This is a genomic window from Streptomyces sp. 2323.1 (genome assembly GCF_900221035.1).
GTDB classification, from domain to species: Bacteria; Actinomycetota; Actinomycetes; order Streptomycetales; family Streptomycetaceae; genus Streptomyces; species Streptomyces sioyaensis.
The window spans coordinates 1,252,272-1,279,154 of record NZ_LT907981.1 but is presented as its reverse complement, the minus strand read 5'-3'; the positions used below and the strand labels follow the sequence as shown (position 1 = coordinate 1,279,154).

Annotated in this window: 24 protein-coding genes; 16 read left to right on the top strand and 8 right to left on the bottom strand. The window is 72.2% G+C overall.

All coding sequences use genetic code 11. The annotated features are described in order from the left end of the window. The first annotated feature begins 33 nt into the window (after positions 1–33). Together dxs and CPH93_RS04895 are read left to right on the top strand one after the other, a co-directional pair. Positions 34–1,929 (top strand): 1-deoxy-D-xylulose-5-phosphate synthase, encoded by a 1,896-nt coding sequence (gene dxs / locus CPH93_RS04900; protein ID WP_096212068.1) that lies wholly within the window; start codon positions 34–36, stop codon positions 1,927–1,929. Continuing rightward, positions 1,926–3,314, top strand: a complete 1,389-nt coding sequence (locus CPH93_RS04895) for an aspartate aminotransferase family protein (RefSeq protein WP_093486772.1) — start codon at positions 1,926–1,928, stop codon at positions 3,312–3,314. Before dxs ends, CPH93_RS04895 begins: the two co-directional genes overlap by 4 nt. A 72-nt stretch (positions 3,315–3,386) precedes the next feature. Here CPH93_RS04895 and CPH93_RS04890 read toward each other — a convergent pair whose 3' ends face one another. Together CPH93_RS04890 and CPH93_RS04885 are read right to left on the bottom strand one after the other, a co-directional pair. Next, complete coding sequence (locus CPH93_RS04890; protein ID WP_096212067.1) at positions 3,387–3,806, bottom strand: GNAT family N-acetyltransferase; 420 nt, start codon at positions 3,804–3,806, stop codon at positions 3,387–3,389. A 35-nt stretch (positions 3,807–3,841) separates the two neighbouring features. Continuing rightward, positions 3,842–4,648: a tyrosine-protein phosphatase gene (locus CPH93_RS04885; protein WP_093486776.1), complete on the bottom strand. Its 807-nt coding sequence runs from the start codon at positions 4,646–4,648 to the stop codon at positions 3,842–3,844. Positions 4,649–4,902: 254 nt separating this feature from the next. On the opposite strand from CPH93_RS04885, the gene CPH93_RS04880 reads away from it, so the two are divergent. Next, positions 4,903–5,703 carry an SGNH/GDSL hydrolase family protein gene (locus tag CPH93_RS04880; RefSeq protein ID WP_006602005.1) on the top strand — a complete coding sequence of 267 codons (801 nt, stop codon included), beginning with the start codon at positions 4,903–4,905 and terminating at the stop codon, positions 5,701–5,703. Positions 5,704–5,771: 68 nt separating this feature from the next. On the opposite strand, the gene CPH93_RS04875 is transcribed toward CPH93_RS04880, so the two are convergent. Beyond that, a complete protein-coding gene (locus tag CPH93_RS04875) occupies positions 5,772–6,158 on the bottom strand; it encodes an ATP-binding protein (RefSeq protein WP_096212066.1) in 387 nt (128 codons plus the stop codon). Between the two features lie 215 nt (positions 6,159–6,373). Between CPH93_RS04875 and CPH93_RS04870 the strand changes: the two genes are divergently transcribed. The 3 genes from CPH93_RS04870 to CPH93_RS04860 are packed head-to-tail and all read left to right on the top strand — an operon-like array spanning position 6,374 to position 8,424. Then, a complete protein-coding gene (locus tag CPH93_RS04870) occupies positions 6,374–7,240 on the top strand; it encodes a helix-turn-helix domain-containing protein (RefSeq protein WP_096212065.1) in 867 nt (288 codons plus the stop codon). A gap of 3 nt (positions 7,241–7,243) precedes the next feature. Next, the gene (locus CPH93_RS04865; protein WP_006602002.1) at positions 7,244–7,522 is read left to right on the top strand and encodes a DUF397 domain-containing protein; all 279 of its coding nucleotides are present in this window, start codon (positions 7,244–7,246) and stop codon (positions 7,520–7,522) included. Then, a complete protein-coding gene (locus tag CPH93_RS04860) occupies positions 7,519–8,424 on the top strand; it encodes an SAM-dependent methyltransferase (protein WP_173909717.1) in 906 nt (301 codons plus the stop codon). The genes CPH93_RS04865 and CPH93_RS04860 overlap by 4 nt, the downstream gene beginning before the upstream one ends. Here CPH93_RS04860 and CPH93_RS04855 read toward each other — a convergent pair. Then, complete coding sequence (locus tag CPH93_RS04855; RefSeq protein WP_096212064.1) at positions 8,397–9,398, bottom strand: carbohydrate kinase family protein; 1,002 nt, start codon at positions 9,396–9,398, stop codon at positions 8,397–8,399. The two genes, CPH93_RS04860 and CPH93_RS04855, sit on opposite strands and share 28 nt — an antisense overlap. A gap of 406 nt (positions 9,399–9,804) precedes the next feature. Here CPH93_RS04855 and CPH93_RS04850 point away from each other — a divergent pair, with 406 nt between their 5' ends. The 3 genes from CPH93_RS04850 to CPH93_RS04840 all read left to right on the top strand — a co-directional run bounded on the left by CPH93_RS04850 (position 9,805) and on the right by CPH93_RS04840 (position 13,633). Further along, positions 9,805–11,247: an NAD(P)/FAD-dependent oxidoreductase gene (locus CPH93_RS04850; RefSeq protein ID WP_096212063.1), complete on the top strand. Its 1,443-nt coding sequence runs from the start codon at positions 9,805–9,807 to the stop codon at positions 11,245–11,247. 3 nt (positions 11,248–11,250) lie between these two features. Then, positions 11,251–12,105, top strand: a complete 855-nt coding sequence (locus CPH93_RS04845) for a GNAT family N-acetyltransferase (RefSeq protein WP_096212062.1) — start codon at positions 11,251–11,253, stop codon at positions 12,103–12,105. Between the two features lie 310 nt (positions 12,106–12,415). Next, complete coding sequence (locus CPH93_RS04840; RefSeq protein ID WP_096212061.1) at positions 12,416–13,633, top strand: MBL fold metallo-hydrolase; 1,218 nt, start codon at positions 12,416–12,418, stop codon at positions 13,631–13,633. Positions 13,634–13,702: 69 nt separating this feature from the next. On the opposite strand, the gene CPH93_RS04835 is transcribed toward CPH93_RS04840, so the two are convergent. Next, positions 13,703–14,287: a TetR/AcrR family transcriptional regulator gene (locus tag CPH93_RS04835; RefSeq protein WP_096212060.1), complete on the bottom strand. Its 585-nt coding sequence runs from the start codon at positions 14,285–14,287 to the stop codon at positions 13,703–13,705. Positions 14,288–14,447: 160 nt separating this feature from the next. On the opposite strand from CPH93_RS04835, the gene CPH93_RS04830 reads away from it, so the two are divergent. Beyond that, on the top strand, positions 14,448–15,644 hold the full coding sequence (locus CPH93_RS04830) for an FAD-dependent oxidoreductase (protein ID WP_096212059.1): 1,197 nt from the start codon (positions 14,448–14,450) through the stop codon (positions 15,642–15,644). Between the two features lie 66 nt (positions 15,645–15,710). Here the strand turns inward: CPH93_RS04830 and CPH93_RS04825 are convergent, their stop codons facing one another. Continuing rightward, positions 15,711–16,355: a LysE family translocator gene (locus tag CPH93_RS04825; protein ID WP_093489406.1), complete on the bottom strand. Its 645-nt coding sequence runs from the start codon at positions 16,353–16,355 to the stop codon at positions 15,711–15,713. 376 nt (positions 16,356–16,731) lie between these two features. On the opposite strand from CPH93_RS04825, the gene CPH93_RS04820 reads away from it, so the two are divergent. From CPH93_RS04820 to CPH93_RS04800, 5 genes are read left to right on the top strand one after another with little or no spacing between them, the layout of a single operon-like run. Then, on the top strand, positions 16,732–18,774 hold the full coding sequence (locus CPH93_RS04820) for a sensor histidine kinase (protein ID WP_096212058.1): 2,043 nt from the start codon (positions 16,732–16,734) through the stop codon (positions 18,772–18,774). Beyond that, positions 18,764–19,213 (top strand): roadblock/LC7 domain-containing protein, encoded by a 450-nt coding sequence (locus CPH93_RS04815; RefSeq protein WP_093486795.1) that lies wholly within the window; start codon positions 18,764–18,766, stop codon positions 19,211–19,213. The genes CPH93_RS04820 and CPH93_RS04815 overlap by 11 nt, the downstream gene beginning before the upstream one ends. Positions 19,214–19,215: 2 nt before the next feature. Continuing rightward, the gene (locus CPH93_RS04810; RefSeq protein ID WP_093486797.1) at positions 19,216–19,614 is read left to right on the top strand and encodes a DUF742 domain-containing protein; all 399 of its coding nucleotides are present in this window, start codon (positions 19,216–19,218) and stop codon (positions 19,612–19,614) included. Then, positions 19,592–20,212: a GTP-binding protein gene (locus tag CPH93_RS04805; protein WP_093486799.1), complete on the top strand. Its 621-nt coding sequence runs from the start codon at positions 19,592–19,594 to the stop codon at positions 20,210–20,212. Before CPH93_RS04810 ends, CPH93_RS04805 begins: the two co-directional genes overlap by 23 nt. Further along, positions 20,209–20,814, top strand: a complete 606-nt coding sequence (locus tag CPH93_RS04800; RefSeq protein ID WP_173909716.1) for a GAF domain-containing protein — start codon at positions 20,209–20,211, stop codon at positions 20,812–20,814. Before CPH93_RS04805 ends, CPH93_RS04800 begins: the two co-directional genes overlap by 4 nt. 118 nt (positions 20,815–20,932) lie before the next feature. Here CPH93_RS04800 and CPH93_RS04795 read toward each other — a convergent pair whose 3' ends face one another. Then, positions 20,933–22,252 (bottom strand): acyl-CoA dehydrogenase family protein, encoded by a 1,320-nt coding sequence (locus tag CPH93_RS04795; protein ID WP_093486801.1) that lies wholly within the window; start codon positions 22,250–22,252, stop codon positions 20,933–20,935. A 300-nt stretch (positions 22,253–22,552) separates the two neighbouring features. Then, positions 22,553–25,753, bottom strand: a complete 3,201-nt coding sequence (locus tag CPH93_RS04790) for an amidohydrolase family protein (protein WP_096212057.1) — start codon at positions 25,751–25,753, stop codon at positions 22,553–22,555. A gap of 182 nt (positions 25,754–25,935) precedes the next feature. Between CPH93_RS04790 and CPH93_RS04785 the strand changes: the two genes are divergently transcribed. Beyond that, positions 25,936–26,859 (top strand): alpha/beta fold hydrolase, encoded by a 924-nt coding sequence (locus tag CPH93_RS04785; protein ID WP_096212056.1) that lies wholly within the window; start codon positions 25,936–25,938, stop codon positions 26,857–26,859. Positions 26,860–26,883 lie beyond the last annotated feature (24 nt).

Below are 26,883 nucleotides of genomic sequence, written 5' to 3'. Positions count from 1 at the left end.
CGGCCGGCCGAACCACGAAGAGGGGGACCGCACATGACGATGCTGGAACACCTCCGGGAACCGCGCGCGCTCAAGGCGCTCCCCGCGGCCCGGCTGCCCGAACTCGCCGAGGAGATCCGGCACTTCCTCGTCCAGGCCGTCGCCCGCACCGGCGGCCATCTGGGCCCCAACCTCGGCGTGGTCGAGCTGACCATCGCCCTGCACCGGGTCTTCGACTCACCCGCCGACCGCATCCTGTGGGACACCGGGCACCAGTCCTACGTCCACAAGCTGCTGACGGGACGGCAGGACTTCTCCAAGCTCCGGGCCAAGGGCGGGCTGTCCGGATACCCCTCGCGCGCGGAGTCCGTGCACGACGTCATCGAGAACAGCCATGCCTCGACGGTGCTGGGCTGGGCCGACGGCCTCGCCAAGGCCCACCGGCTCCGCGGCAGCAGCGACCATGTGGTGGCCGTGATCGGCGACGGAGCGCTGACCGGCGGTATGGCCTGGGAAGCGCTGAACAACATCGCGGCCGCCAAGGACCGCCCGCTGATCATCGTCGTCAACGACAATGCCCGCTCCTACGCGCCGACCATCGGCGGCCTGGCCGACCACCTCGCCACCCTGCGCACCACCGACGGCTACGAGAAATTCCTGGCCTGGGGCAAGGACGTCCTCCAGCGCACCCCGGTCGTCGGCGCACCCCTCTACGACTCCCTGCACGGCGCCAAGAAGGGCTTCAAGGACTTCATCGCCCCCCAGGGCATGTTCGAGGACCTGGGCCTGAAGTACATCGGGCCGATCGACGGCCATGACATCGCGGCCGTCGAATCGGCGCTGCGCCGGGCGGCCGGCTTCCACGGGCCGGTGCTGGTGCACTGCCTGACCGAGAAGGGCCGCGGCTATCCGCCCGCCCTGGAGGACGAGGCGGACCACTTCCACACCGTGGGCGTGATGGACCCGCTGACCTGCGCACCGGTCGCCCCGCCCGGCGCCCCCTCCTGGACGTCCGTCTTCGGCGACGAAATGCTGCGCATCGGCGCCGAACGCGAGGACGTGGTCGCCCTGACGGCGGCGATGCTGCAGCCGGTCGGTCTGGAGAAGTTCGCGCGGGCCTACCCGGACCGGGTGTGGGACGTGGGCATCGCCGAGCAGCATGCGGTGGTGTCGGCCGCGGGCCTGGCGACCGGCGGTCTGCACCCGGTCGTCGCGGTCTACGCCACCTTCCTCAACCGCGCCTTCGACCAGGTGCTGATGGACGTGGCGCTGCACAAATGCGGGGTCACCTTCGTCCTGGACCGGGCCGGCGTCACCGGCACCGACGGCGCCTCGCACAACGGCATGTGGGACCTGTCGGTGCTCGGCGTCGTACCGGGGCTGCGGATCGCCGCGCCGCGCGACGCCGACCAGCTCCGGGCCCAGCTGCGCGAAGCGCTGGACGTGACCGACGCACCGACCGTCGTCCGCTTCCCCAAGGAGGCGGTGGACGACCCGATCCCGGCCGTCGACCGGATCGGCGGCGTCGACGTCCTCCACCGGGCCCCGCACCCGGACGTCCTGCTGGTCGCCGTCGGGGTGATGGCCCCGGTGTGCCTGCGGGTCGCCGAACTCCTCGCGGCGCGCGGCGTCGACGCCACCGTCATCGACCCGCGCTGGGTCAAGCCGGTCGACGAGGCCATCGAGCAGCTCGCCGCGCAGCACGCCATGGTGGCCGTCGTGGAGGACAACAGCCGGACCGGCGGCATCGGCTGGGCGGTCGGGCAGGCCCTGCGGGACGCGCACGTGGACGTGCCGCTGCGTACCTTCGGGATCCCCGAGCAGTTCCTGCCGCACGCCCGGCGCGGTGAGCTGCTGGCCGACCTCGGACTCACCCCGGCCGAGATCGCCGGACAGATCAGCGCCGCGCTGGGCCGTGCCGCGCAGGGCCGTAAGGAGAGCACACCGTGACCGGATTCGATCTGACCGGGCTCCTCGCCGAGCGCGGCACAGAGGGCTATGAGCTGCACGCCCGCCATCTCAACCACCAGCTCCCGCGGATGCTGCACACCATCGGCTTCGACAAGGTCTACGAGCGGGCCGAGGGCGCCTACTTCTGGGACACCGAGGGCCAGGACTACCTCGACATGCTCGCCGGCTTCGGGGTGATGGGCCTCGGCCGGCACCACCCCGTCGTCCGGCAGGCGCTGCACGACGTGCTGGACGCCGGCCTGGCCGACCTCACCCGCTTCGACTGCCAGCCGCTGCCCGGTCTGCTCGCCGAGAAACTGCTGAGCCATGCACCCCACCTCGACCGGGTCTTCTTCGGCAACAGCGGCACCGAAGCCGTGGAGACCGCCCTGAAGTTCGCCCGCTACGCCACCGGCAGACCGCGCATCCTCTACTGCACCCACGCCTTCCACGGCCTGACCACCGGCTCGCTCTCCGTCAACGGCGAGGACGGCTTCCGGGACGGCTTCGCGCCGCTGCTGCCGGACACCGCCGTCGAGCTGGGCGATCTGGCCGCACTGGAGCGGGAGCTGAAGCGCGGCGACGTGGCCGGATTCGTGGTCGAGCCCGTCCAGGGCAAGGGCGTCCACCCCACCCCGCCCGGATTCCTGCGCGCCGCCCAGGACCTGCTGCACCGCCACAGAGCGCTGCTGATCGCCGACGAGGTGCAGACCGGCCTCGGCCGCACCGGCGACTTCTTCGCCTATCAGCACGAGGACGGCGTCGAACCGGACCTGGTGTGTGTGGCCAAGGCGCTCTCGGGCGGCTACGTTCCGGTCGGTGCGACCCTCGGCAAGGACTGGATCTTCAAGAAGGTCTACTCGTCCATGGACCGGGTCCTGGTGCACTCCGCCAGCTTCGGCTCCAACGCCCAGGCGATGGCGGCCGGGCTCGCGGTGCTCGCCGTGATGGCGGACGAGCAGCTCGTCGCCCACGCCCGGCACACCGGTGACCTGCTGCGCTCCCGGCTCGCCGCCCTCATCGACCGCTACGAGCTGCTGCATGACGTACGGGGCCGCGGCCTGATGATCGGCATCGAGTTCGGCCGCCCCAAGTCCCTGAGCCTGCGGGGCCGCTGGAGGATGCTGCAGGCCGCCCGCAAGGGACTGTTCGCGCAGATGGTCGTGGTCCCGCTGCTGCAGCGGCACCGCATCCTGACCCAGGTCTCCGGCGACCATCTGGAGGTCATCAAGCTGATCCCCCCGCTGATCATCGGCGAGCGGGAAGTCGACCGTTTCGTCGAGGCGTTCACGGCCGTCATGGACGACGCCCACAGCGGCGGCGGCCTGATGTGGGACTTCGGACGGACGCTGGTGAAGCAGTCCTTGCAGGTGGGCAGGGGCTGAGCTGTTCGATGGGCAGACGGCGGCCGCCGGCCTCCGGCCCGCTCGGCGTCCGGGCGGCCGCCGCCACGCTCCCTACTGGCGCCCGTACGCCATCCACTTCGCGGGTTCCGTCAGCGGGCGGAACCCCACCTTCCCGTAGACCTCGTGGGCGTCGGCGGTGGCGAGCAGAATGCGGCGTACCTCGTAGGGCGCCAGATGGTCGCGGACCGCGGTGACCAGCGCTGTGCCTATCCCCTTGCCGCGCGCCGCCGGGGCGACGTAGACATCGCAGAGCCAGGCGAAGGTGACCTGGTCGGTGACCACCCGCGCATAGGCGACCTGGGCGCCCGAGTCGGTGTCGTAGGCGCCGAAGTTCAGCGAGCCGGCGATCGCCCGGTCCTGCTTGTCCCGTGAACGGCCCGCCGCCCAGTACGCGTCGGTGGACAGCCAGTGGTGCACCAGTGCGGCGTCCAGCCGGGCCGGATCGCTGGAGAACTCATAGTTGTCGATCATGCCGGGCAGCCTGCCACAGGGACCGCGCGCGGGTGTCAGTCCGTCAGGAGCTGGGACCGGAGCCGCTCCCGGACGGCGGGGGTCAGCTTCAATCCGTCGGTGAGGTACGCCTCCGTCGAGCCCCAGGTCCGCTCGATCGCGTCGTAGGCGGCCGTGAGGTAGTCGGTGTGCGCCCCGAACAGCGGCGAGAGCAGCTCCAAGATCTCCGGCGACATCCCCACCGCCGAGTTGTCCGAGCGGCGGATCTTGTAGCGGCGGTGCGGGTCGTTGGACTTGAGGTAGTCCGCCTCGATGGCGTCCCGCTCCACGCCGACCGCCAGCAGGGTCACGGCCACGGACAGGCCCGCACGGTCCTTGCCGGCCGCGCAGTGCATCAGCGCCGGCACGCTGTCCTCGGCGAGCGCATGCAGCACCCGGCTGTGGTCCTCGGTACGGGTGGTGATGATGTGGCGGTAGGTGGCGGCCATCCGGGCCGCGGCCTTCCCGTCGCCGAGCGCGCTGCGCAGCTCGTCCAGCTCACCGTCGCGCACCATCGTCCAGAACTCCGCGCCGTCGGCCGGGTCGGTGAGCGGAATGTTCACATTGCGCACACCGGGCAGCGCGACATCCGGCCCTTCCAGTTTGATGTCCGAGGCATTACGGAAATCAAAGACGGTGTGCAGTCCGAGACCGGCCAGAAATGCCGCGTCGTCCGTGGTCGCATGGGCGAGATGCCCGCTGCGGAACAGCCTGCCCTCCCGTACGCGACGCCCGTCCACGGTCGGCAGCCCGCCCACATCGCGGAAATTGCGGACCTCCGCGAGCTCGGTCTGGGCCGGTGGGACCTGCGGCGTCTGCGTCACGGGCGCTCCTTGGTGTCGGCCGCCGACGCTGCTCGTCGACGAGGCGGGTCATCATCCGACGATACGACATTGATGCAAGGGGCAATCAGGCCGCAATGCAGGCGTGTAGGAGTGCGGCAAAGCGCTCGGGAAGCAAGGTGCGGCCGATCTCTATTCCCGTTTGGGCAGAATTTGACTTGGTGGCGTTAATCACCCGCCGTCAACCCCTGGTTACGGTGGCGTAAGTCACTTCTCAAGGTGAAGTATGTCCTGACGTGGCAGACGATTCGAAGAACATCAGCAGCGGCGCCCACGGCGCCATCGGGTCGTACGCAGCCGTCGGGGACAGCTTCACAGAGGGGGTCGGGGATCCCGGCCCTGACGGGGTGTACATCGGTTGGGCGGACCGGCTCGCGGTCCTGCTCTCGGACCAGCAGGCGGAGGGGGATTTCCGCTATGCGAATCTCGCCGTCAGGGGACGGCTTCTGGACCAGATCGTCGAGGAACAGGTGCCGCGGGCGAAGGAGCTCGCCCCCGCCCTGGTGACGTTCTGCGCCGGCGGCAATGACATCCTGCGGCCGGGCTCGGACCCGGACGCGGTCGCCGAGCGCTACGAGGCGGCGGTCCGCGATCTGAGCCGGTCGGTCGGCACGGTCCTGGTCTGCACGGGTTTCGACACCCGTGGCGTCCCCGTGCTCAAGCATCTGCGCGGCAAGATCGCGACGTATACGGCGCACGTCCGGGCGATCGCGGACCGGCACGACTGCCCGGTCCTGGATCTGTGGTCGCTGAAGTCGGTGCAGGACCGGCGGGCCTGGAGCGAGGACCGGCTGCATCTGTCGGCCGACGGGCACACCCGGGTGGCGCTGCGCGCGGCCCAGGTACTCGGCATGCGGGTGCCGGCCGACCCGGATCAGCCGTGGCCGCCGGAGGCGGAGCGGTCGGCCGCCGACACGCGGCGGGACCACATCCACTGGGCGCGGGAGCACCTCGTCCCGTGGATCGGCCGCCGACTGCGCGGTGAGTCCTCCGGCGATCACATCGAGCCGAAGCGCCCCGATCTGCTGCCGCTGTAGCGTCCGCCCGGCCGAAAACGGCCCGGGCATGACGAAGGCCCCGGTTCCGCCGACGGCGGAGCGGGGCCTCAGTGCGCTGCGGTACCGGTGTAGGGCAGGTCCGCCCAGACGACCCGGCCCGGTCCGCCGTCGGCAGGCCGGGACCCCCAGCTGTCGGACAGCGCGCCGACGAGGAACAGTCCCCGCCCGCACTCCTTGTCCACGCTGCCGGGCTGGACGTGCGGCGCCGAATTCTCCGGGCCGCCCTGGTCCGTGATCTCTATGCGTATGTGCCCGCCGAACAGGGCGAGTTCGCACCCGACCTTCTCGCTGTCGGTGTGCCGCAGAGCGTTGGTGAACAGCTCGGAAACCACCAACTCCACGTCGTCGCGGACTTGTTGATCCGCGCCCCACTCGCTCAGCAGCGCGCTGACGCGCCGGCGTGCCTCGGGCACGGACGTGCGTAGCGCCGGCAAGTGGAACGCGTCCTGCGGGTACTGGGCGACAGAGCTGCCACAGCGCCCTAACGAAGGAGCGTTGTTGGAGGAAGCCACTCCGCAACTATGTGCGATGTCGGTGACCGATGGCAAGGATCACTCTGCAATTTGCAGAATCGTAAGAACCAGTCTGTTCGCGATACTGACGGCATGACACACTGCTGCACACTGAAATCAGTTGGAGGCGATCGGACGTGGCGGACCCACGGTCGGCAGGTGCACCGACCGTCCTGCGGGTGGTGCTCGGTAAGCGACTGCAGGACCTGCGCGAGAAAGCGGGGCTCTCCTACGAACAGGCCGCCGCGGCCCTCGACGTGACCCACGCCACGATACGGCGCATGGAGAAGGCCGAGGTCGGCCTCAAACTCCCCTACGTCGAGAAGCTGCTGGCGACGTACGGCGTGGTCGACGAGGACGAGATCGAGGGCTTCCTCTCCCTCGCCCGCGAGGCCAACAAGCCCGGCTGGTGGCACCGTTTCCGGGACGTCCTTCCCGAGTGGTTCAGCGCATTCGTCAGCCTGGAGAGCGAGGCCAACCTCATCCGGGCCTACCAACCGCACTACGTCCCCGGCCTGTTGCAGACCGAGGACTACGCCGCCGCCGTGCTGCGGGCGGGCATGCCGCACGCCTCCCCGGCGGACATCGACCGGATCGTCGCCCTGCGGATGGCCCGGCAGTCCCTGCTGACCCGCGACAACGCACCGATGTTGTGGGTCGTCATGGACGAGACCGTGCTGCGGCGGCCGATCGGCGGCTCCTCGGTGATGCGGGAGCAGATTTCCCGGCTGAGGGAAGCCACCGCGCTGCCGAACGTCCGGCTTCAGATCATGCCCTTCGCCGCCGGCCCGCACCCGGCCATGTACGGCCCCTTCCACCTCTTCCGCTTCCCGATCCCGGAACTCCCGGACATCGCATACGCGGAAAGCCTCGTCGGAGCCGTGTACTTCGACCAGCGCAACGACGTCTCGCAGTTCCTGGAGGCCCTCGACCGGATGTGTGCGCAGGCCGCGCCGGCACACCACACCGAGGCCATTCTGGGTGGCTTTCGCAAGGAGATCTGAACCATGGATCGCATACGCATCTACAACGGCATGCCCGCCAAAGAGCTGGGCACTGAGGGCTGGCACAAGCCGTGGAGCGGCGGAAACGGCGGCGAGTGCGTCGAGGCGATGCGGCTGGGGGACGGCCGGATCGCGCTGCGCCAGTCGACCGACCCGGACGGCCCGGCCCTGATCTACACGCACCGCGAAATGGTGAGCTTCATCGAGGGGGCGAAGGCGGGCCACGCCGACTTCCTGCTCGCGGTGGCGCCGGCCCGGTGCACCGACCGGAGGACGGCATGAGCGAGCAGGACATATCCCCGCACGGACCGGACGACGGGGCCACGGACCTCGGACCGTACGTCCAGGGCCCCGAGCACTCGGGCTTCGCGGCCGAGGAGATCGACACCAGCCGGCCGCACCCGGCCCGGATGTACGACTACTACCTCGGCGGCTGGGACAACTACGAGGTCGACCGGGTGGCCGCGGAGCGCGTCATCGAGGTCCACCCGCAGGTGCGGCTCAGCGCCCGCGCCAACCGGGCCTTCATGCGGCGGGCGGTGCGCGAACTGGTCGCCGGCGGCATCCGCCAGATCATCGACATCGGCACCGGCATTCCCACCTCGCCCAACACCCACGAGGTGGCCCGGGAGACCGCGCCCGACACCCGCGTCGTCTACGTCGACAACGACCCGATCGTCGCCACCCACGCCGGGGCCCGGCTGACGACCACCGAGGGCACCGCGTTCGTGCTCGGCGACGTCCGCGACCCCCAGGCGGTGCTGAACCACCCGGCCGTCCGCGAACTGATCGACTTCGACCAGCCGGTGGCGCTGCTGCTGGTGGCCGTACTGCACTTCATCCGCGACGACGAGGATCCCGCCGCGCTCATCGCCACCCTCGCCGAGGCGCTCCCCGCGGGCAGTTGTCTCGTGCTGTCGCACGCCACCGGTGAACCCTACGAGGCCTACGCCCAGGGCCGCACGGACGAGCGGGCCCGCGATGGCGTGGTGAGCGTCTACCAGAGCTCCACCGCCACCCTCAATCTGCGCACGAAGGCCGGGATCGAGCCGCTCTTCGGACCGTTCACCCTGCTGGAACCGGGTGTCGTACGGGTCCCGCTATGGCGGCCGGACGGTGCGGTGCCCGGCGCGGAGGAGCTCAACAACACCATTTTCTACGGCGGCGTGGGCCGCAAGGGCTGATCTGCGGCGGGCGGTGCGGGGGAGTGCGGCGGAGCGGTGGGGGCCGGCGCCGTGGTGGGGACCGCGCGCAGCACGTCCGGCCCGACGAGGGTGGTGTGGGTGCCGGGCGAGGTACAGGCATGGGCCCCGGCGACGGCGCCCAGCCGCGCGCAGTCCTCAAGGCTCCGGCCCAAGTGCCGGCCGTAGAGGAACCCGCAGGTGAAGGCGTCGCCCGCGCCATTGGTGTCCACGACCGGGCCGGGGGGCACCACGGCCGGCACCGGACGGGGGGAGCGGTCGTCGGCGCCTAGGACATAGGCACCGCCCGCCCCCGCCGTCGCGATCACGGCCTCGGCACGCCCCTCGTGCAGGATCTCCCTCATGACGGACGCGATCCGTTCCCCCGCCCCGGCGGTGCTGAGGAACACCAGGTCCGAGCGGAGCGCGAACTCGCGGTGATGTTCCGTCAGCCCGTCCCAGTCGTGCAGATCCGTGGAGACGGGGAGGCCCAGCGCCTCGATGTCGTCGTACAGAAAGCGGGAGAAGTGCGTGATCGACAGATGGACGTGCCGGGCGCGGCGCAGCGCAGGGAGGTAGTGCTCCGGCGGCATCCGCAGGTCGAGCGGGTCCCGGGCGTCGTAGAAGGACATCCGGCGGCCGTCGGGGGCGACGAGATTGACCGCCCGCCGGGTGCCGTGCGGCGAGATCAGCGGCCGGAAGTCGACGCCGGTGGCGGCCATCCGTTCGCGGACCAGGCTGCCGTGGTGGTCGTCGCCGATGAAGTCCACGAAACCGGTGGTGAGCCCGAGCGCCGCGCAGCCCAGCGCGACGCCGGTACCGGTGTGTCCCACCCATTCGCGAATGGGGGGTACCGCCGAGGAATCGGTGAGCGGTATCGGCAGCGCGCCGACCGGCACGACGGTGTCCACCCCCGACCCGCCGACGACGAGGACGTCATAGGCGTCATACGGCTCAGAAACCTGCTGGAATGTCACAAGCGTCCCTGGATCCCTTGCTGGTGAGACGAATCCCTTGCTGGTGAGACCGTTTGCGGACGAGGTGCGTCCGCTGCCGGGAGTCTAGACGCAGGCGCGGCGCATGACGGGATGTCAGGGAATCTGGTGACACGAGGAGAGAACGAGCCGTTAGGGGCCAGGATTGTGTTCTGTGGCCAGTGGGGAGCGAGTGACGGCGGGCGGGTTGCGAAAGGCGCCGCACAGTCCTCAAACCGGCGTCCCACAGGGGCCGTTGACACGATCGCCGAAGGCACTGAAGTCTGAGGAGCCTCGATGATCGGCTTCCGGAAGCGGCGAGCGGATCCCCGGTACGGCGAGCCGGCCGGCGACAGGGACGAACGGGGCGTACGGCGGCCGGACGGGCCGGCGGGGGAGCGAGGCAGGCATGGCAGAGCACTCCAACGGGGGACGCACCGCGCTCGTCATCGGCGGCGGGCTCGCCGGGATGCTGGCCGTCACCGCCCTGATCGGGCAGGTCGACGCGATCACGGTCGTCGAACGCGATCGCTATCCGGAGGGGCCCGCCTTCCGTAAGGGCGTTCCGCAGGCCCGCCACCTGCACATCCTCCTCAGCGGCGGCCAGCGGGCACTGGAGGAACTGCTGCCCGGCACGCTCGACGCCCTCGGCGACGCGGGCGCCCGCAGCCTGGATCTGCCGCGCGATCTGCTCACCCGTACCCCCACCGGCTGGCAGCGCCGCTTCGACGAGCGCCGGCACCGCACCCTGAGCGTCACCCGGCCGGTGCTGGACGCGGTGGTCCGCGAGCGGGTGCTGCGGGCGGCCGCCGGCTCGGCCACCCGCGTCGAGGTCCTCGAAGCGACCGAGGCCGTCGGACTGACCGGGGACGCCCACCGGGTGACCGGTGTACGGGTGCGGTCGCGGGACGGTGCGCCGGCCGGACGGTCCGTGCGCGAGCTGAGGGCTGCGCTCGTCGTGGACGCCTCGGGCCGCGGTTCCCGCACTCCGCAGTGGTACGGCGACCTCGGCCGGACCGCCCCGCACGAGGAGACCGTGGACGCGGGGATCGCCTACGCCACCCGGATGTACCGCCCCAAGGACCCGGCCACCGCGCCCGACGTGGCCGTCAATGTCCCCGGCTGGCCGGAGTGCCCGCGCGGCGGGGCGTACGTGCCGGTCGAGGACGGCAACTGGCTGCTGACGCTGTCCGGCGTGCGCGGGCACCACCCGCCCACGGACGCGGCGGAGTTCACCGCGTTCAGCGCGACGATCGGCGACCCGTACGTCCATGAACTGCTCGCCCGGGCCGAGCCGCGCTCGCCCGTGTACGGCTTCCGCGACACCTGCAACCGCCGCCGGCGCTTCGAACGGTCCGGTGCGCTGCCCGAAGGACTCCTCGTCCTGGGGGACGCCTGCTGCACCTTCAACCCTGTGTACGGGCAGGGCATGTCGGTGGCCGCCCTCGGCGCGCTCGCGGTCCGCAGCACGCTCGCGGGCGGCGGGAGCACCGCCGAGGCGCAGCGGGCGGTGGCCCGTGCCGTGGAGCCCGCCTGGCTCGCCGCGGTCGGCGCGGACCGCCCGTATGCCGGCCCCGAGGACAGCACGGCCGGCCCCGGCGAGCGGCTGACCACGTGGTACCTCGACCGGCTCGTCGCCCGCGCCGCGATCGACCCCGTCGTCGGCGCGGCCTTCCGGGACGTCTTCTGCCTCACTGCACCGCCCACCCGGCTCGTCGCCCCGCGCGTCTTCCTGCGCACCGTCTTCCTGCCGCGCCGCCCCGGTCTCCCCAGCCCGCCCACGGCCGTCGAGGGGGCGCCCGCCGGCCCCCGAAAAGCGGCTGCGGCCGCGCGCCGGCCCACGGGAGGATGAGGCATGACGTGGACAACGACCCGGAATCTCGCGGACTTCGAGGCGGCTGCGGGAGCGTTCCTGCGCAGCCGGCCCGCCGCGCACTCGGTGCTGCTGTCCGTGACGTCGTCCTTGCGGTCGCTCGGTGCGGATGCGTACGGGGCGGATGCGCCCGCGTTCGGCTGGTGGCGGCGCGACGGACAGGACCCGGTCGGGGCCGCGTTCGTGTGGACACCGCCGCGGACGGTGTTGCTCCCACCGATGCCGGACGAGGCCGCGGGCGAGCTGGTGGAGACGCTGGCCGCCCAGCGGTTCGACGTCCCGGGGGTGAACGCCGGCCGGGCGGTGGCCGAGGCGGTCGCCGGCGCCTGGCAGCGGCGGCACGGCGGCACGGTGACCACCGCCGAACGCCTGCGGCTCTACCGGCTGGACGAGCTGATCGAGCCGTCCCCCGCACCACCGGGCACGGCCCGGCGCGCCCGGCCGGCCGACCGGGATCTGCTGCTCGCCTGGTTCACCGCCTTCGCCACGGAGATCGGTGACCCGCCGCCCCGCGACGGCCGTGCGGTCGACGCCCGGATCGCGGGCGGCCGCTGCCTGCTGTGGGAGACCGACGGCCGTCCCGTCTCGATGGCCGGCCACACCCCTCCGCTCTTCGGCGCGGCTCGCGTCGCCCCCGTCTACACCCCGCCCGAGCTGCGCGGACGCGGCTATGCGGGAGCGGTGACGGCCGCCGTCTCCCGCGCCGTACGGGCCTTGGGCACGCAGGAGCTGCTGCTCTTCGCCGACCTCGCCAACCCCACCAGCAACGCCCTCTACCAGCGTCTCGGCTACTGCCCGGTCGAGGATCATCTCGTCCTGGAATTCGGGCGGGAGTAGGGCACTGGAGAGGGCGCGGGCGGGCGGCGGCCGGCGCCACCCTCGGGTGCCGGGCGCAGCTCACCGCAATGGACGCGTCCGACGTGCCGAAAAGGGCGGCGCCGGGACCGCCACATCCCCCTCGGACAAGGTCACACCCGATTTCCGGAATGTCACGGCCGGTCGCGCGGTTTGCCTCAGAGGGTGATGGTGTTGAGTCCGGGTGTCGTGGTGCGGAAGCCGTACGACGGCGCCGAGTGGCGCGGTGTGCCGGAGCCTGCCGCCCACGCGGCCCGTATCACTTCGCGTTCGCCCTGACCATGGAGGTGCCGTGACCGGTTCCCGCCCCCGCCGCACTGGCCTTTCCGCGCTGCGTCCCGCGAGCTTCGGCATCGAACCCACGGGTGAGCGGCTGGCCAGGATGCGCAGATCGCCGCAGTTCGTGGACGGTCAGTTCCGTAATCCGGTGCCGACCGGACGACCGCCCAAGGGTGCCGCGCTGGAGATGGCGCGGGCGCAGCTGAGCCGGGAGGGACGGCTGCGCCGGGCGCCGATCGGCCCGATTCCGGTGTACCGCCCGACCGCCGGGGACTTGGGACAGCCGCCCGCTTCCGGGCTGCGGCTCACCTGGATGGGGCATTCGAGCGTGCTGGCCGAAATCGACGGCCAGCGGGTGCTCTTCGACCCGGTCTGGGGGGAGCGCTGCTCGCCGTTCAACTGGGCCGGCCCCAAGCGGCTGCACCCGGTACCCATCGGGCTGGACGAACTGGAGCCGGTCGACGTCGTGGTGATCTCGCACGACCACTACGACCATCTGGACATGCCGACCATCGAGCGCCTGACCGGCACCGGCGCGGCTTTCGTGGTACCGCTCGGCATCGGCGCCGACCTGGAGTTCTGGGGGGTGCCGGCGGAGCGCATCACCGAGCTCGACTGGCACGAGTCCACCCGCTTCGGCGGGCTGACCCTCACGGCCACCCCCGCGCAGCACTTCTGCGGCCGCGGGCTGCGCGGTCCGCAGCACACCCTGTGGTCCTCCTGGGTGGTCGCCGGGCCCGACCACCGGATCTTTCACAGCGGCGACACCGGCTACTTCTCCGGCTTCGCGGAGATCGGCGCGGCGCACGGCCCGTTCGACGCGACGATGATCCAGATCGGCGCGTACAGCGATTTCTGGCCCAAGAACCCCACCTCGGACACCCGGCACCCCGGCATGTGGCCGGACATCCACATGAACCCTGAACAGGGCGTGCAGTCCCACCTCGACCTCCAGGGCGGGGCGCCCGGCGGGGTGCTGCTGCCGATCCACTGGGGCACGTTCAACCTGGCGCTGCACCCTTGGGCGGAGCCTGCCGACTGGACGATGACCGCTGCCCGCAAGGCCGGGGTCGCCACCGCACACCCCCGGCCGGGAGAGCCCTTCGAGCCCGCCGATCCGCCGGCCGTCTACCCGTGGTGGCGGGCGATCGCGGTGCCGCCCGCCCATGGCTGGCCCGCCTGGACCCCGGTGGTTTCCCCCACCGATGTGGACCTCGCCGCGGACCGCTGAGGCCGGTCCCGACAGCAGGCAGTGGCCCGGGCCAGGTGCGCCGCGGGCCCTCCTCCGCCTTCCTGCTGCTCAAGCCCCCTTGCCCGGGCCCCGGGTGGCGCCGGCCCAGCCGTGTTCGAGGAGGGCGAAGGCGGCTTCGAGGGCCGTGCGGGGATCGTCCCGGCCGTGGGCGAGGGCGACCGAATCCAGGGCGTAGTGGGCGAGGGCGGCGCAGGCCGGATCGCCCTCGGGGGCTCCGGTCTCGTCGGCGATCGCCTCCGCGAGGGCGGCCTCGTGGCGCATCCACATGCGGTGGCCGTACTCGCGCAACGCCGGCGTGCTGAGGACGAGCTGCTTGTAGCGGGCGAACCCGGGGTCGGTCGCCGTGGGGAGAAGGGTGCGCAGGACGTGGTCGAGCAGGGCGGCGGGGAGGGAGCGGCCGGCGGGCCGTTCGCGTACGGCGGCGACGAGGGCGGCCTGCTGGTCGGCGTCCTCGTCGAAGACCAGCGCTTCCTTGCTGGGGAAGTGCTTGAACAGCGTCGTGGTGGACACATCGGCGGCTTCCGCCACGTCCTTGACGCTGACCTGGTCATAGCCGTGTTCCAGGAACAGGTGCAGGGCCGCGTCGGCCAGCGCCTGACGGGTGGCGGCCTTCTTGCGCTCGCGGCGCCCCACGGGCTTCGGTGTATCGCTCACTGCTGCACTGTACCCACTTGTTGCCTCGATTGAAAAGTTGACTCGTTGCACTTTTTTAGTGAGTGTGCTCTTCTGTGTGGACCGGTGGCGGGGCAGCGGTACGCCCCCACCCGCACCGTCCCGACCGAACGGAGCCCTCATGAACTCGACGTCCATACCCACATCCGCACCCCGCATCGCCGTCATCGGGGCCGGTCCCGGCGGCCTCACCTGCGCCCGCGTCCTGGAGCGGCACGGCATCGCGGTCACCGTCTACGACCGCGACGCCTCCGCCGACGCCCGCAACCAGGGCGGCACCCTCGACCTGCATGCCGACTCCGGGCAGATCGCCCTCCAAGAAGCCGGTCTCCTCGACGAGTTCTTCGCCCTGGCCCGGCCGGAAGGGCAGGCCATGCGCGTCCTCAGCCGGCATGGTGAGGTCCTCGCCGACTACCGGCCCCCGGCCGACGAGAACGCCGCGCCCGAGATCGACCGCGGCCAGCTGCGCACGCTCCTGGCCGGCTCCCTCGCCCCCGGCACCGTCCGCTGGGGCCACACCCTCCGCTCCGCCGCCGCCCGCCCGGACGGCACCCACCGCCTCACCTTCGAGAACGGCACGACCACCGACGCCGACCTCGTCATCGGCGCGGACGGCGCCTGGTCACGGGTGCGGCCGCTGGTCAGTGACGCCACGCCGGTCCACACCGGAGTGACCTTCATCGAGGCCCACTTCGACCGCGTCGACACCGACCACCCTGCCGTCGCCGAACTCGTCGGCGACGGGCAGACCTTCGCCACCGGCGACCACAAGGGGCTGCTCGCGCAGCGCAACAGCAACCAGCATGTGCGTGCCTATATCGCCCTCCGAGAGGACGCGGACGGGGAGGGCCTGGCCGGCACCGACCTCAGCGACACCGAGGCCGTACGCGCCGCGCTGCTGGAGAAGTTCACCGGCTGGGACGAGCGGCTCCGCATCCTGATCACCGACAACGACGGGCCCTACGTCCACCGCCCGCTGTTCGTCCTCCCCGCCCCGCACGCCTGGCCCCACACCTCCGGCGTCACCCTGCTCGGCGACGCCGCCCATCTGATGGCGCCCTTCGGCGGCAACGGCGCCAATCTCGCCATGCTCGACGGATGCGAACTCGCGCTCGCCCTTGCCCGCCACGACACCGTCGACGCGGCGATCACCGCCTACGAGGACACCATGCTGCCGCGGGCGGCCGAAGCCGGTGACGGCGCGGACGCCCTCGACCGGGTCTTCGGCCCCGGAGACCGCGATGCCGCCGAGGTGCCCGACTTCGGCCGGGAGAAGGAGGAGTACCGGCGCGGCGCCGCCGCGTACCGCAGCCGCTGAGCCCGCCGCGGTGCCGACTGCCGCACCCGGCGGCGCAGGCCGCACGGGCTCCGGGCGCCGCCGCGGTCAGTCCGCGCGGCCGGTGACCGCCACCGTCACACCCAGGCCGATCATGGCGAAGCCGCCGGCCCCGCCGATCATCGACAGCCGGCGCTCGGAGCGGGCGAACCAGCCGCGGGCCGCCGAGGCCGTCAGCCCCCACACGGTGTCGGTGATCAGACCGATGCAGATCGGTACCAGGCCCAGGATCATCATCTGGGTGGGCAGCCCGCCCGCCGACGGGTCCACGAACTGGGGGAGTACGGCGGCGAAGAAGACGATCCCCTTCGGGTTGGTGACGCCGACCAGGAGGCCGTCGGCAATCGTCCGCAGATCGCCGCGGGCCGCCGGCCCGGGCGCGTCCCCGGCCCCCATCTTCATGTCCTTGCGGTGCCGGAAGGCCTGGACGCCGAGAAAGACCAGGTAGGCCGCACCGGCAAGCTTCACGGCCAGGAAGACCGTGACGGACCGCTCCACCAGCGAGCCGAGCCCGAGTGCCACCGCGACCACCAGGAGGTAGGAGCCCAGCACATTGCCCAGGACCGTCGCCAGGGCCGTCCGCCGGCCGTGGGCCAGCGCCCGGCCGATCACGAAGAGCACGCTCGGTCCCGGGATCACGATCACCAGCAGCGACATCGCTGCGAACGCCAGTATCCGGTCGGTAGTCACCATGTCTGTCACCTCGGCGGCCATTGAATCAGGCCGACCCGGGGCTTCGTCAGTGGTGAGCGGCGTGCAGCAACGGATGCCGTGCGGCCCGGTCCGCCGCCGGCCGGGCCGGGCCCGCCGTGCCGCGCGGCCACGGATGCCGTCCGTGAGCCCTCGGAGGTCGCTTCCGGAGGCAGCAACTCCGCCTCGCTGAACGACAGTTCGGATTACGTCGCACTGATGTGCGTCACGCGCCCACTCAAGGAGGTGGCGAGGGGTAGCGAAAGCCCGAAGTAGCTCCGGACACTACCCCCGTAACAACTAGCGTGCGTGCTCCGCGAACTGCCAACGGCCGATCCGGAGGGCGCCGATGCCTACCGCATTCCCCCAGGGGACCCAGATGTCCCAGGAAGCTCAGAGGTCCCCGGGACCCCAGAGCTCCCCGGGGGTCGCTGCTGTCCCCACCTCCGCCCGGCGGCGGGAGCGTGACGGCGGACGACACGGCCGGGCTTCGTTCCCCGAGTCGGCCGCCGATTCGGCGATACGGTCCCGGCTGGTCCGGCTCGCCGCCGTCCCCTGTCTCCTCGTCGCCGTCGTCTGCACCGCCGTCGCCGCGTTCGTCGTGCAGGCCGGCGGCGCCCGGCTGTCCGGGCGGGAGTGGGTGATCCTGGCCGGCGGGCTCGCCCTGGTCTGCGTCATCGTGCTGACCGCGGGCGCCGCCGCCAACGCCGAGGCCCGCGCCACCGTGGCCCGTTACGCCCGGCTCCGCCAGGTCTGCGCCCGCAGCCAGTCCGACCTCTACGACCTGCTGGACCGGGTACGGCAGGGCGAATGGCTCCAGCGCCGCGAGCCGGACACGGCGCTCGCGCCCACCGGCGACACCCTCGACCTGCTCGCCCATGAGGTGGCCGCCGCCGGCCGGGCCGCCGAGTCCGCCGTCATCGACGCGGTCGCCATCGCCCGCAGCAACGCCAGCGGCAGCGAGCAGAAGGTCGAGGTCTTCGTGAACCTCGCCCGCCGGCTGCAGTCCCTGGTCCACCGCGAGATCGAGCTGCTGGACGAGCTGGAGAACCAGGTCGAGGACCCGGATCTGCTCAAGGGACTGTTCCACGTCGACCACCTGGCCACCCGCATCCGCCGGCACGCCGAGAACCTCGCCGTCCTCGGCGGCGCCATCTCGCGCCGCCAGTGGAGCCGCCCGGTGTCCATGACCGAGGTACTGCGCTCCTCGATCGCCGAGGTCGAGCAGTACCCGAGGATCAAGCTGGTGCCGCCGATCGAGGGCACCCTGCGCGGACACGCCGTCGCCGACGTCATCCACCTGCTCGCCGAACTCGTCGAGAACGCCTCGATCTACTCCGCCCCGCAGACCCCGGTCCTGCTGCGCGCCCAGCTCGTCACCGCCGGTCTCGCCGTCGAGGTCGAGGACCGCGGCCTGGGCATGTCGGCGGACGAGCAGAACCGGATGAACGCCCTGCTGGCCGACCCCGAACACGTCGATGTCGCCGAGCTGTTGAGCGACGGCCGCATCGGGCTGTTCGTGGTCTCCTCGCTCGCCCGGCGGCATGGCATCGTTGTCCGGCTGCAGAGCAACATCTACGGCGGCGTCCAGGCCGTCCTGATCGTGCCCCAGGGGCTGCTCGGCGCGGAACCGGCCGACGGGGAGCGGGGCGGGACGGATGCCGCGCCCACGGGATCCCCGGACACCGTCCCGGCGCTCGACCACGACGGCGGGTACGAGGGCGGGTACGTCGCCGGTTACGCCGACGACCCGGACGCCGGCCCGGCGCGGCACGCGCGTCATGACCGCCATGAACCGGGCGCCGACGGCTTCCCGACCGTGGCCATCCCCCGCCCCGGCCCGGCCCCCGACCCCGCGCTCGACCTGTCGTCACGCGGCTATGACGAGCGTACGGCCGAGTTCCCGGTCCCCGTTCCCGCGGACCCCGGTCCCGACTCCGGCGCCGCCCGCCGCCGGCTCGTCCACGCCTCGGGCGCCCGCACCCCTGAAGTCCCCATGGCCGACACCCGCACGCCCGAGCCGCACCCCCGCGAGCTCGCCCCCACCGACCGCCCGGCCGACCCCGGCCCGGTCATGCTGCCGCCCGCCCCGCCGGCCGTGGACGACAGCGCCCGCCCGCGGCTGCCCCGGCGGCGCAAGCAGACCCATCTCGTCCCGGAGCTGCGCGGCGACCCGATCCTGCCGTCCGCCGCACGCCGCACGGGCCCGGAACCCGAGCACGACCCCGGCCTGATGGCCGCCTTCCGGCGCGGATTCAGCCTCGCCGACGACTGCTACGCACGCGACACCGGCGAGCACGCCATCCCCCCGCCCCCGGGCGGCGACACCGGCAGCCCGGCCGGCAACGACCTTCTCTACGACCGTGACCACGACGCCCCGATGGCCCGCCCCCGAGGAGACGACCGCAACCATGGTGAGTGATGTGCATGCGCAGGCGCACTCGCAATTGCCGGGAAGCCAGCACACCGACCTGTCCTGGCTGCTGACCGGGCTCGTACAACGGGTGCCGCACGCCCGGAGCGCGCTCCTGCTGACCTCGGACGGCCTGGTCAAGGCCGCCCACGGCTTCGACCCGGACAGCGCCGACCACATGGCCGCCCTGTCCTCCGGCCTCTACTCCCTCGCCCGCAGCGCGGGGGTGCGCTTCGGGGACGGCGACGACGTCCTCCAGGTCGTCGTCGAGCTGGAGTCGACCTTTCTGTTCGTCTCCACCGCCGGTTCGGGCGCCTGTCTGGCCGTCCTCGCCGGCCGTGAAGCCGATGTGGCGGTCCTGGGTTACGAGATGTCGATGCTGGTCAAGAGCGTCCGCCCGTACCTGTCCACGCCCGCCCGCCAACAGACCCCCGCGGGTGGTCGATGACCATGGCCGTGCGTCGCCGACGGCGGCAGGGCGGGGAACCGTGGTTCGACGACGCCGCGGGCCGGCTGGTCCGCCCGTACACCATCAGCAACGGCCGGACCCGTCCGACGGCGCACTTCGACCTGCTGACGATGGTGATGGCCACCGGCCGGCGGCCCGTCTCCTGCCAGGGACCCGACTACGCCCAGGTGTTGGGCTTGTGCGGCGGCCCGGTCTCCGTGGCCGAGATCGCCGCCCACATACGGCTGCCCGCCGTGGTCACCAAGGTGCTCCTCGCCGACCTCGTCGACTGCGGGGCACTCACCGCGCGGGCTCCCGCAGCCGTTTCGGCAGGGCCCGCGTCCCGTACCGACCGTGCCCTGCTGGAGGCGGTGTTGAATGGACTTCGCAAACGACTGTGACCCCCCTGCCCTGGGGGATCCCGCCACCGATGCCTTCCCCACCGCGCTCAAGATCCTGGTCGCGGGCGGCTTCGGCGTCGGCAAGACGACCTTCGTCGGAGCGGTGAGCGAGATCGAGCCGCTCAGTACGGAAGAGCTCCTCACCCAGATCAGCGTCGGCACGGACGATCTGGCGGGCGTCGAGGACAAGAGCACCACCACCGTCGCCATGGACTTCGGCCGGATCACCCTCAGCCCCGCGCATCTGCTCTACCTCTTCGGGACGCCCGGGCAGCAGCGCTTCTGGTTCATGTGGGACGAGCTGTCCAACGGCGCGCTCGGCGCGGTGATCCTCGCCGACACCCGGCGGCTGGACCAGTGCTTCGGCGCGGTCGACTTCTTCGAACGGCGCGGGATCCGCTTCATCGTCGCCGTCAACGAGTTCGACGGCTCCTACCACTACGCACCGGACGAGGTCCGCAGCGCGATAGACCTCTCCCCGGACATCCCCGTCGTGCTCTGCGACGCCCGACAAAGCAGCTCGGCGACCCGCGTCCTGGTAGCGCTCGTCCAGCATCTGCTCACCCCCGCCCTCGCCGCGACCCCGGAGCTGCCATGAACCACCCCGCCTCCCGCGTCCCGTACATCTCCTACGACCCGACGCGGCATCTGCTGCTCACCCCGCAGGACGACGAGGCCCCCGCCCGGGTCGCCCGGCTGCGCGCCCTGGGGATCGGCGAATCCCCGCTGCCCGCGTTCGACGAGTTCGCCCGCAAGCTCGCCCGGACCACCCGGGCGCCGTACTCGATGGTCAACTTCATCGACGAGCGACGGCAGTACTTCGCCGGTCTCTACACGCCCGACCAGGACCGAGCCGTCGAGCTGGGGCCGGCGCCCGCCAGTGCCCAGCCGGGCCGGGTGATGGACCGGGACCACGGCTACTGCCCGCATGTCATCGTCCGCCGCAAGGCCCTGGTGCTGGAGGACGTCTGTGACTATCCGCGGTTCGCCGGCAACCCCGTAGTCGACGAGATCGGCATCCGCTCCTACCTCGGCGCGCCGCTGATCGACCGTACGGGGATGGCGCTGGGCACCGTCTGCGTCGTGGACCTCGAACCGCGCCCCTGGGGGCGGGAGGGGCTGGAGACCATCAAGTCGATGGCGGCCGAACTCGTCGAGCAGATCCACAGCATGGAGAAGCAGCACAGCGACGTGCCCTGACGCGAGCGGTCCCGGCCCCGGAGCGCGGCGTACGGCCCATGGCCGGACGCCCGGCCCGGGGCCGCCGCATGGGCGGGCCCCGGGATGCCGGCCGCGGCTCGGGGGCGCGGCCGGCCGCTCACTTCAGCCCGGTGCACCACGGGCGCCGGCGCGACCCTCCGGTGCGCTGGCCCGGCACCGTGGCCGCGGCGTCCTCACCCGGCACCGGGGCGGGGGTGCGGGCGGCGGCGTCGTCCTCCGGCCATTCCGAGGGCTCCAGCCGCAGCAGATCCGCCAGCCGGCTGGACCACTCGCCCTGCGCCCGGCCCAGGGCCAGCTCACCCAGGCGCAGCAGCTGGATGTCGGAGGTGCCGGCCGGCGCGAAGATGTGATGGGCGTCCCGCAGAAAGCGCTCGATCGGCCGGTCGGTGAACAGCCCGCATGCGGCATGGACGTCCATCGCGTCGCGCGCCGACTCCAGTGCCGATTCCACATTGACCAGCTTGGCGTTCATCAACTCGGCGTCGCAGGGCTGCCCTTGGTCCAGCAGATGCACCGCGTGATAGGCCGAGAGACGGGCCAGCAGCAGCCGCGACTGGATCCGTCCGAGCTTGAGCTTGATGGTGCTCAGATCGGCCAGCGCCTTGCCGTAGCGCTGCCGCTGGGCGCAGAAGGCCGTGGTCTCGTCCAGCACCGCCTGATGGATCCCCAGGGACACGGCGGTCAGATTCGGGCGTCCGTAGAGCACGCTGGAGGAGTAGGCGACCGACAGGCCGTCGCCCTCCCGGCCCAGCAGGTTCGCGGCCGGGACCCGGCAGTTGTCGAAGAACAGCTCACCGAAGCTGAAGCCGTGCAGCCCCATCGCGGGCTGCTGCTCGCCGACCCGGAAGCCGGGGCTGTCGGACTCGACGAGGAAGGCCGACAGGCCCCTGGAGCCCTCACCGGTGCGGACGACCACGCCGTGCAGATCGCCGACATGGCTGTTGCCGACGTAGATCTTCCGGCCGTTGAGGAGGTAGTCGTCGCCGTCGCGGACCGCGGTGGAGGCCATGCCCAGCACGTGGCTGCCGGACTGCGGTTCGGTGACGGCAATGGTCGGCAGGCAGTCGCCGGAGGCTATGGCGGGCAGCCAGGTCTTCTTCTGCTCCTCGCTGCCGAAGTGGACGATCTTCGCCACGCCCAGCTGCGACGCCTGCACCATCGCGCCCATCGCGGCGCTCACCCGGGAGAGCTCCTCGATGATGAGGGTCTTGGCGACGTGGCCGGCGCCCATGCCGCCGTAGGCGCGGTGCACGGTGGCGCCTATCCACCCCTGACGGGCGATCAGGCGGGAGAGATCACGGCAAACGGAACGGTTCTCCTCCATCTCCGCAATCCGGGGGCGGACCTCCCTTTCGGCGAAGTCCCGCACCCGTTTGCGGAGTGCCTCATGTCTCTGGTTCGTGAAATAGCCATGCAAGACGAGCCCCTCCTCCGCGATCTTCTCCGTGCTGGTCGCACCCCGCCTCGGGACGGCACCGGCGGCGCCGTCTGCAGTGAACGTTCCGGAACGTGAGCTATCGCTTACCCCGTGCAATACCCGTTGGCATACCTACTCCGGGCCGCATAAAACATCAACTGGTGGCATTTGGACGAAGAGTTGAAGCGCGAAGAAGATGCGCACCACCCCTTGTTCGACGGGGTCCGTGGCGCGGTTCCGGGGGCTTCGGAACCGCGCCACCCTTCGCCTCCCCAGCCCCTCGTGGTGGGGTGCCGTGGCTCAGTGCGAGGGGTCGCAGCAGGACTCGCGGCGCTGCTGCCGGCCCACCTCCAGCCAGTCGGCGCCGCCCGCCCGCAGCGACCGGTCGGCAGGCGCCGGGAAGGAGTCGATCAGCTGCCGCTGCTCGACGAGCCGGCCACCGCGCAGCACCGCCGAGGTCCGCACCAGCGAGTCGAAGTCCTCGAACGGATCGCCGTCCACCACCGTCATGTCGCCGAGCTTGCCGACCTCCAGCGTCCCCAGATCCCGCTCCGCGCCGAACACCCGGGCGGGCAGGGCGGTCGCGGTGCGCAGCGTCCGGGCCACGCCGAGACCGCCGCGGTGCAGCGCCCGCAGGCACAGATGCAGTCCCAGGCCCACCGGCACCAGCGGCTGATCGGTCCCCAGTGCGACCAGCCCGCCGCCGTCCAGCACCCGTCGGTAGAAGGAGACTTCGGTCCCGATGTCGGCCAGCTGCCCGGGGGTGGGGCGCTGCCCGGCGTGCTCCCGTACGACCGCGGTGTCCCAGGGCGGCATCAGCCTCCCCACCCGCGCATCGTCGGCCAGCGCCGGATCGTCACCGAGCAGTGCGCCCGCCGAGAACGGCGTGGCCAGCAGGTGGAAGTCGGTGCCGGTGTAGACCTCCTCGACGTCCTGGTAGGCGTGCCCGGAGCCGGACACCGCATGCCCGAACTCCAGCCGCTGCGTGGCCTGCAGATGGGTCGTCAGGTCCTGTCCGAGCTGTATGCCCGGGGTGAGCAGATGGCTCCCGCAGCGGACGTGGAGCCGCTGATGGGCGAAGCGCGCGGCCTCCGCCATCACCCAGCCCGGCGCCCGGACGTACGTCTTGACGAAATCCCACTCCAGTGCCGCGCCGCGCTCCAGCGAGCGGCGCAGCCCCGCGCGGGTGCGGTGTGCGCGGCCCATGCTGTAGGCGACCCGGCCGCCGTCCAGCAGCTCTCCGCAGGTCAGCAGCCGCGGCCCGGCGAGCGCACCGTCCGCCACGGCCTCCCTGATGCGGGCCTGTTCATAGGAGAAGCCGCCGCAGGAGACCGCGGTGGTGATGCCGTAGGCGAGCTGCAGCGCGGTCTGCCGTCCGCCGTACGTCGTCTGCCACGGATGGGTGTGCGCATCCCACAGGCCGGGGAGCACGGTCTGCCCGGAGGCGTCCACCCGCCGGGCCGCCCCGGCCCGGCCCGGACGGTGCGGTTCCACGGCGGTGATCCGCCCGTCCCGCACCACCACATCGACATCGGAGTGCACCTCGTCCCCGGTGCCGTCCCAGAACCGGCCCGCGTGCACGACGGTGTCCCGGGCGCGCGCGGGGCGCCGCGTGAGGGACAGCGGAACGGTCCGCGCCGCACCACCGGACACGCCGGTCAGCCGCAGTTTCCCGGCCGAGAGATACAGGAGCGTGCCGGAGTCGCCGGACCACGACGGATGGTCGGCGCTCTCGTCGGTCAGCCGCCGCGGCGCACCGTCCGGCGTCCCGTCCGGGCGCACCGGCAGCACCCACAGCGCGGACTCGGCGATCACCGCCATCCAGCGGCCGTCGGGCGACCACACGGGCCCGGAGTCATGCCGGTCGGCGATCGAGACATGCTCGGCGACCGCATACCGCCGCTCCTTCCCGGTCTCGGCGTCGAGGACCCGGATGATGTTGTAGCCCTCGCGGAATCGGCGGTTGAGGCGGTTGCGGTCGCAGTACGCCAGATAGCGCCCGTCGGGGGACCAGCTGGGGCGGCCGGGCAGGCCGCCGGCGCCCAGTGGTGCGGCCAGCACCTTCTCCGTGCCGTCGGGCAGGGTCCGTACGACGAGGTTCCCCGACATGTCCAGCGCGGCCAGCCGCCCGCCGTCCGGTGCCAGCGCGGGCAGCACCCGGCCGCCGGTGGCCAGCACCGTCTCCGTGCCGGAGGCGAGATCCCGGCGGCGCACCGCGAACAGCCCGTCCCGGTCGTCCGTGTAGAGCAGCGCCCGCCCGTCGCGGGACCAGCTCGGCGCCGAGACGTACCGGGTGGCATCGGCCCGGACCACCCTGCGCGGCGCACCGGAGCCCGAAGTGGGCGCGATCCACAGGGAGTTGAGCGCGCCGAAGGCGACCCGGCGGCCGTCGGGGGAGAGGGCCGGCAGATGGACCCCGCGCACCGGGCCCGCCGCCGTCCGCTCAAAGCCGTAGTCCTTGACGCGGTGGCCGGGGCGGTCCAGCGGCAGCCGCGCGGTGAACGGGATGTGCTCGCTCTGCCGGGGAGCGTCGGCCCGGACGATCCGGAACTGCCCGCCGACCGTCAGCAGCAGCTCCTCGCGCGAGACCCAGCGTGGCGGCACCGGCGCCACATCGCCGTCGACCGCGACCGGCACGCCGTCCACCACCAGGGTGCAGGTCGGCGCCGGATAGTCCGTGGTCCGCAGATGGGCCAGCCGCCCCGCCGGGGACAGGGCCGGCGCCAGCACCTGGGCGGCCGCGGTCTCGGTGTACTCGGTGCGCACCGCGCCCCGCCCGTCGGCCGGCACGGAGGCGACCGTACGGGAGACCAGCGCCGCGCCCGCCACCTGCCCGCGCACGAACACCAGCCGCGAGCCGTCCGGGGACCAGCAGGGGTCGAAGTCCTCCCAGGCACCGTCCTGATGCGGCCCGTCCTGGCCGGGCAGCCCGGTGACCCGGGTCAGCCGGCCGGTGTGCACCTCCAGCACCCATAACCGGTACGGGCTGCCGGCCACCGCATCGCCGCCCCGTTCCGAGGCGAAGGCGAGCCGGGTCCCGTCGGGCGACCAGGCGGGGCCACGGTCGTCCCACGGGCCGTCGGTCAGCTGCCGCAGGCCGGAGCCGTCGGTGCCGAGCGTCCACAGATGGAAGCTGCCGCCGCGGTAGGCGCAGACGGCGAGCGTGCGGCCGTCGGGCGAGTGCACCGGACGGGTGGGCTCCAGATCGGGCGGGGTCAGCGCCACCGCCTCGCCGCCGGCCCGCGGCAGCGACCACAGCACGTTCTGGACCTCGGCGATCAACCGGTCACCGGCCGGGGCGAGGGAGGCCGCGCCATTCGTGGCGGCCGTGAAGGACAGCGCGGCGCCGGACGCTCCGGCGTCCTGCGCCGCTGCTCCGGGGGCGTGGACCCCGGCCAGTCCCGCCACCGCGGCGGCCGAGGCGGTGCCCTGCAGAAATCTGCGGCGGGACAGCGGCGAGGGGGGACGGGGGAAGTTCTCGGAAGAGTCTGCGGTGTCCAACGGTCCTCCTGTGACAGGGAGTTGAGGCGCAGGCGCCGGGAAACAGCCGGCTGATCGTGTCACGCACCGCCGCGGACGGGTCAACTCCGCCACGCGCGCCCCGTGGCGTACCACGGTGCGGCGCGGAAGAGTGGGCGCCGACGACTCGTCAGCCACCGCCCCGGCACTCAGGAGACGACGCCATGCAGGCCATGCAGCCAGCTGTCCACCAGGCCCCGGACGGCGCCCGGATCGCCACCTACACCTGGCTCCCGGAATCCGGCCACCCGCGCGCCCTCGTCCAGATCGCCCACGGCGCCGCCGAACACGGCAGGCGCTACGACCGCTTCGCCCGCTTCCTGACCGGCCACGGCTATGGCGTCCTCGCCTCCGACCACCGGGGCCACGGCGCGACCGCCGCGTCCACCGGCGGCCGCGGAGTGGTCGGCGAGGACGCCTGGCGGGCGATCGTCAGCGACCTCAAGGGCATCGGCAACCACGCGGCCGCCGCCCACCCCGGTGTCCCCCTGGTGCTGCTCGGCCACAGCATGGGCTCGCTGCTGGCCCGCGACTACGCGCAGGAGTACGGTGCCGACCTCGCCGGACTGATCCTCACCGGCACCTTCCGGACCCTGCCCGGCCTGGACATCGAGGGCGCCGTCGCCGAACTGGAGGCGGAGGCCGCCGCGCACGGCCGCGGCGCCCTGTCGGCCTTCATCCCGCGGACCTTCCGCTCCTTCAACGACGCCTTCACCCACCGCACCGGCTTCGAATGGCTCTCCCGCGACGCCGCCGAGGTGGACGCCTACGTCGCCGACGAGGACTGCGGCTTCCCGTTCTGCGCCGGGCTCGCCCTCGACTGGGTACGCGCCATCCGCAAGATCAACGACCCGGACAATCTGGCCCGTATCCCGCGCGGACTGCCCGTCCATGTCGCCGTCGGGGAGCTGGACCCCTGTCATCAGGGGATGACCCTGGTCCATGAACTCCTGGAGGACTTCCGCTATCTGGGCACCCGCGATCTGACCTGGCAGGCCTATCCGGACGCCCGCCACGAGATCCTCAACGAGACCAACCGCGACGAGGTCCAGGCCGATCTCCTGGCCTGGCTCGACAAGCGCATCTGAGCAACCTCAAGCGCGCTTCAGGTC

Bases quoted from the DNA above. Each gene is read 5' to 3' on its own strand.
- CPH93_RS04785 (WP_096212056.1), top strand. From the start codon at position 25,936: ATGCAGGCCATGCAGCCAGCTGTCCACCAGGCCCCGGACGGCGCCCGG.
- CPH93_RS04830 (WP_096212059.1), top strand. From the start codon at position 14,448: ATGAACTCGACGTCCATACCCACATCCGCACCCCGCATCGCCGTCATC.
- CPH93_RS04800 (WP_173909716.1), top strand. From the start codon at position 20,209: ATGAACCACCCCGCCTCCCGCGTCCCGTACATCTCCTACGACCCGACG.
- CPH93_RS04805 (WP_093486799.1), top strand. From the start codon at position 19,592: ATGGACTTCGCAAACGACTGTGACCCCCCTGCCCTGGGGGATCCCGCC.
- CPH93_RS04860 (WP_173909717.1), top strand. From the start codon at position 7,519: ATGAGCGAGCAGGACATATCCCCGCACGGACCGGACGACGGGGCCACG.
- dxs (WP_096212068.1), top strand. From the start codon at position 34: ATGACGATGCTGGAACACCTCCGGGAACCGCGCGCGCTCAAGGCGCTC.
- CPH93_RS04810 (WP_093486797.1), top strand. From the start codon at position 19,216: ATGGCCGTGCGTCGCCGACGGCGGCAGGGCGGGGAACCGTGGTTCGAC.
- CPH93_RS04890 (WP_096212067.1), bottom strand. From the start codon at position 3,806: ATGATCGACAACTATGAGTTCTCCAGCGATCCGGCCCGGCTGGACGCC.
- CPH93_RS04845 (WP_096212062.1), top strand. From the start codon at position 11,251: ATGACGTGGACAACGACCCGGAATCTCGCGGACTTCGAGGCGGCTGCG.
- CPH93_RS04825 (WP_093489406.1), bottom strand. From the start codon at position 16,355: ATGGTGACTACCGACCGGATACTGGCGTTCGCAGCGATGTCGCTGCTG.
- CPH93_RS04850 (WP_096212063.1), top strand. From the start codon at position 9,805: ATGGCAGAGCACTCCAACGGGGGACGCACCGCGCTCGTCATCGGCGGC.
- CPH93_RS04820 (WP_096212058.1), top strand. From the start codon at position 16,732: ATGTCCCAGGAAGCTCAGAGGTCCCCGGGACCCCAGAGCTCCCCGGGG.
- CPH93_RS04815 (WP_093486795.1), top strand. From the start codon at position 18,764: ATGGTGAGTGATGTGCATGCGCAGGCGCACTCGCAATTGCCGGGAAGC.
- CPH93_RS04865 (WP_006602002.1), top strand. From the start codon at position 7,244: ATGGATCGCATACGCATCTACAACGGCATGCCCGCCAAAGAGCTGGGC.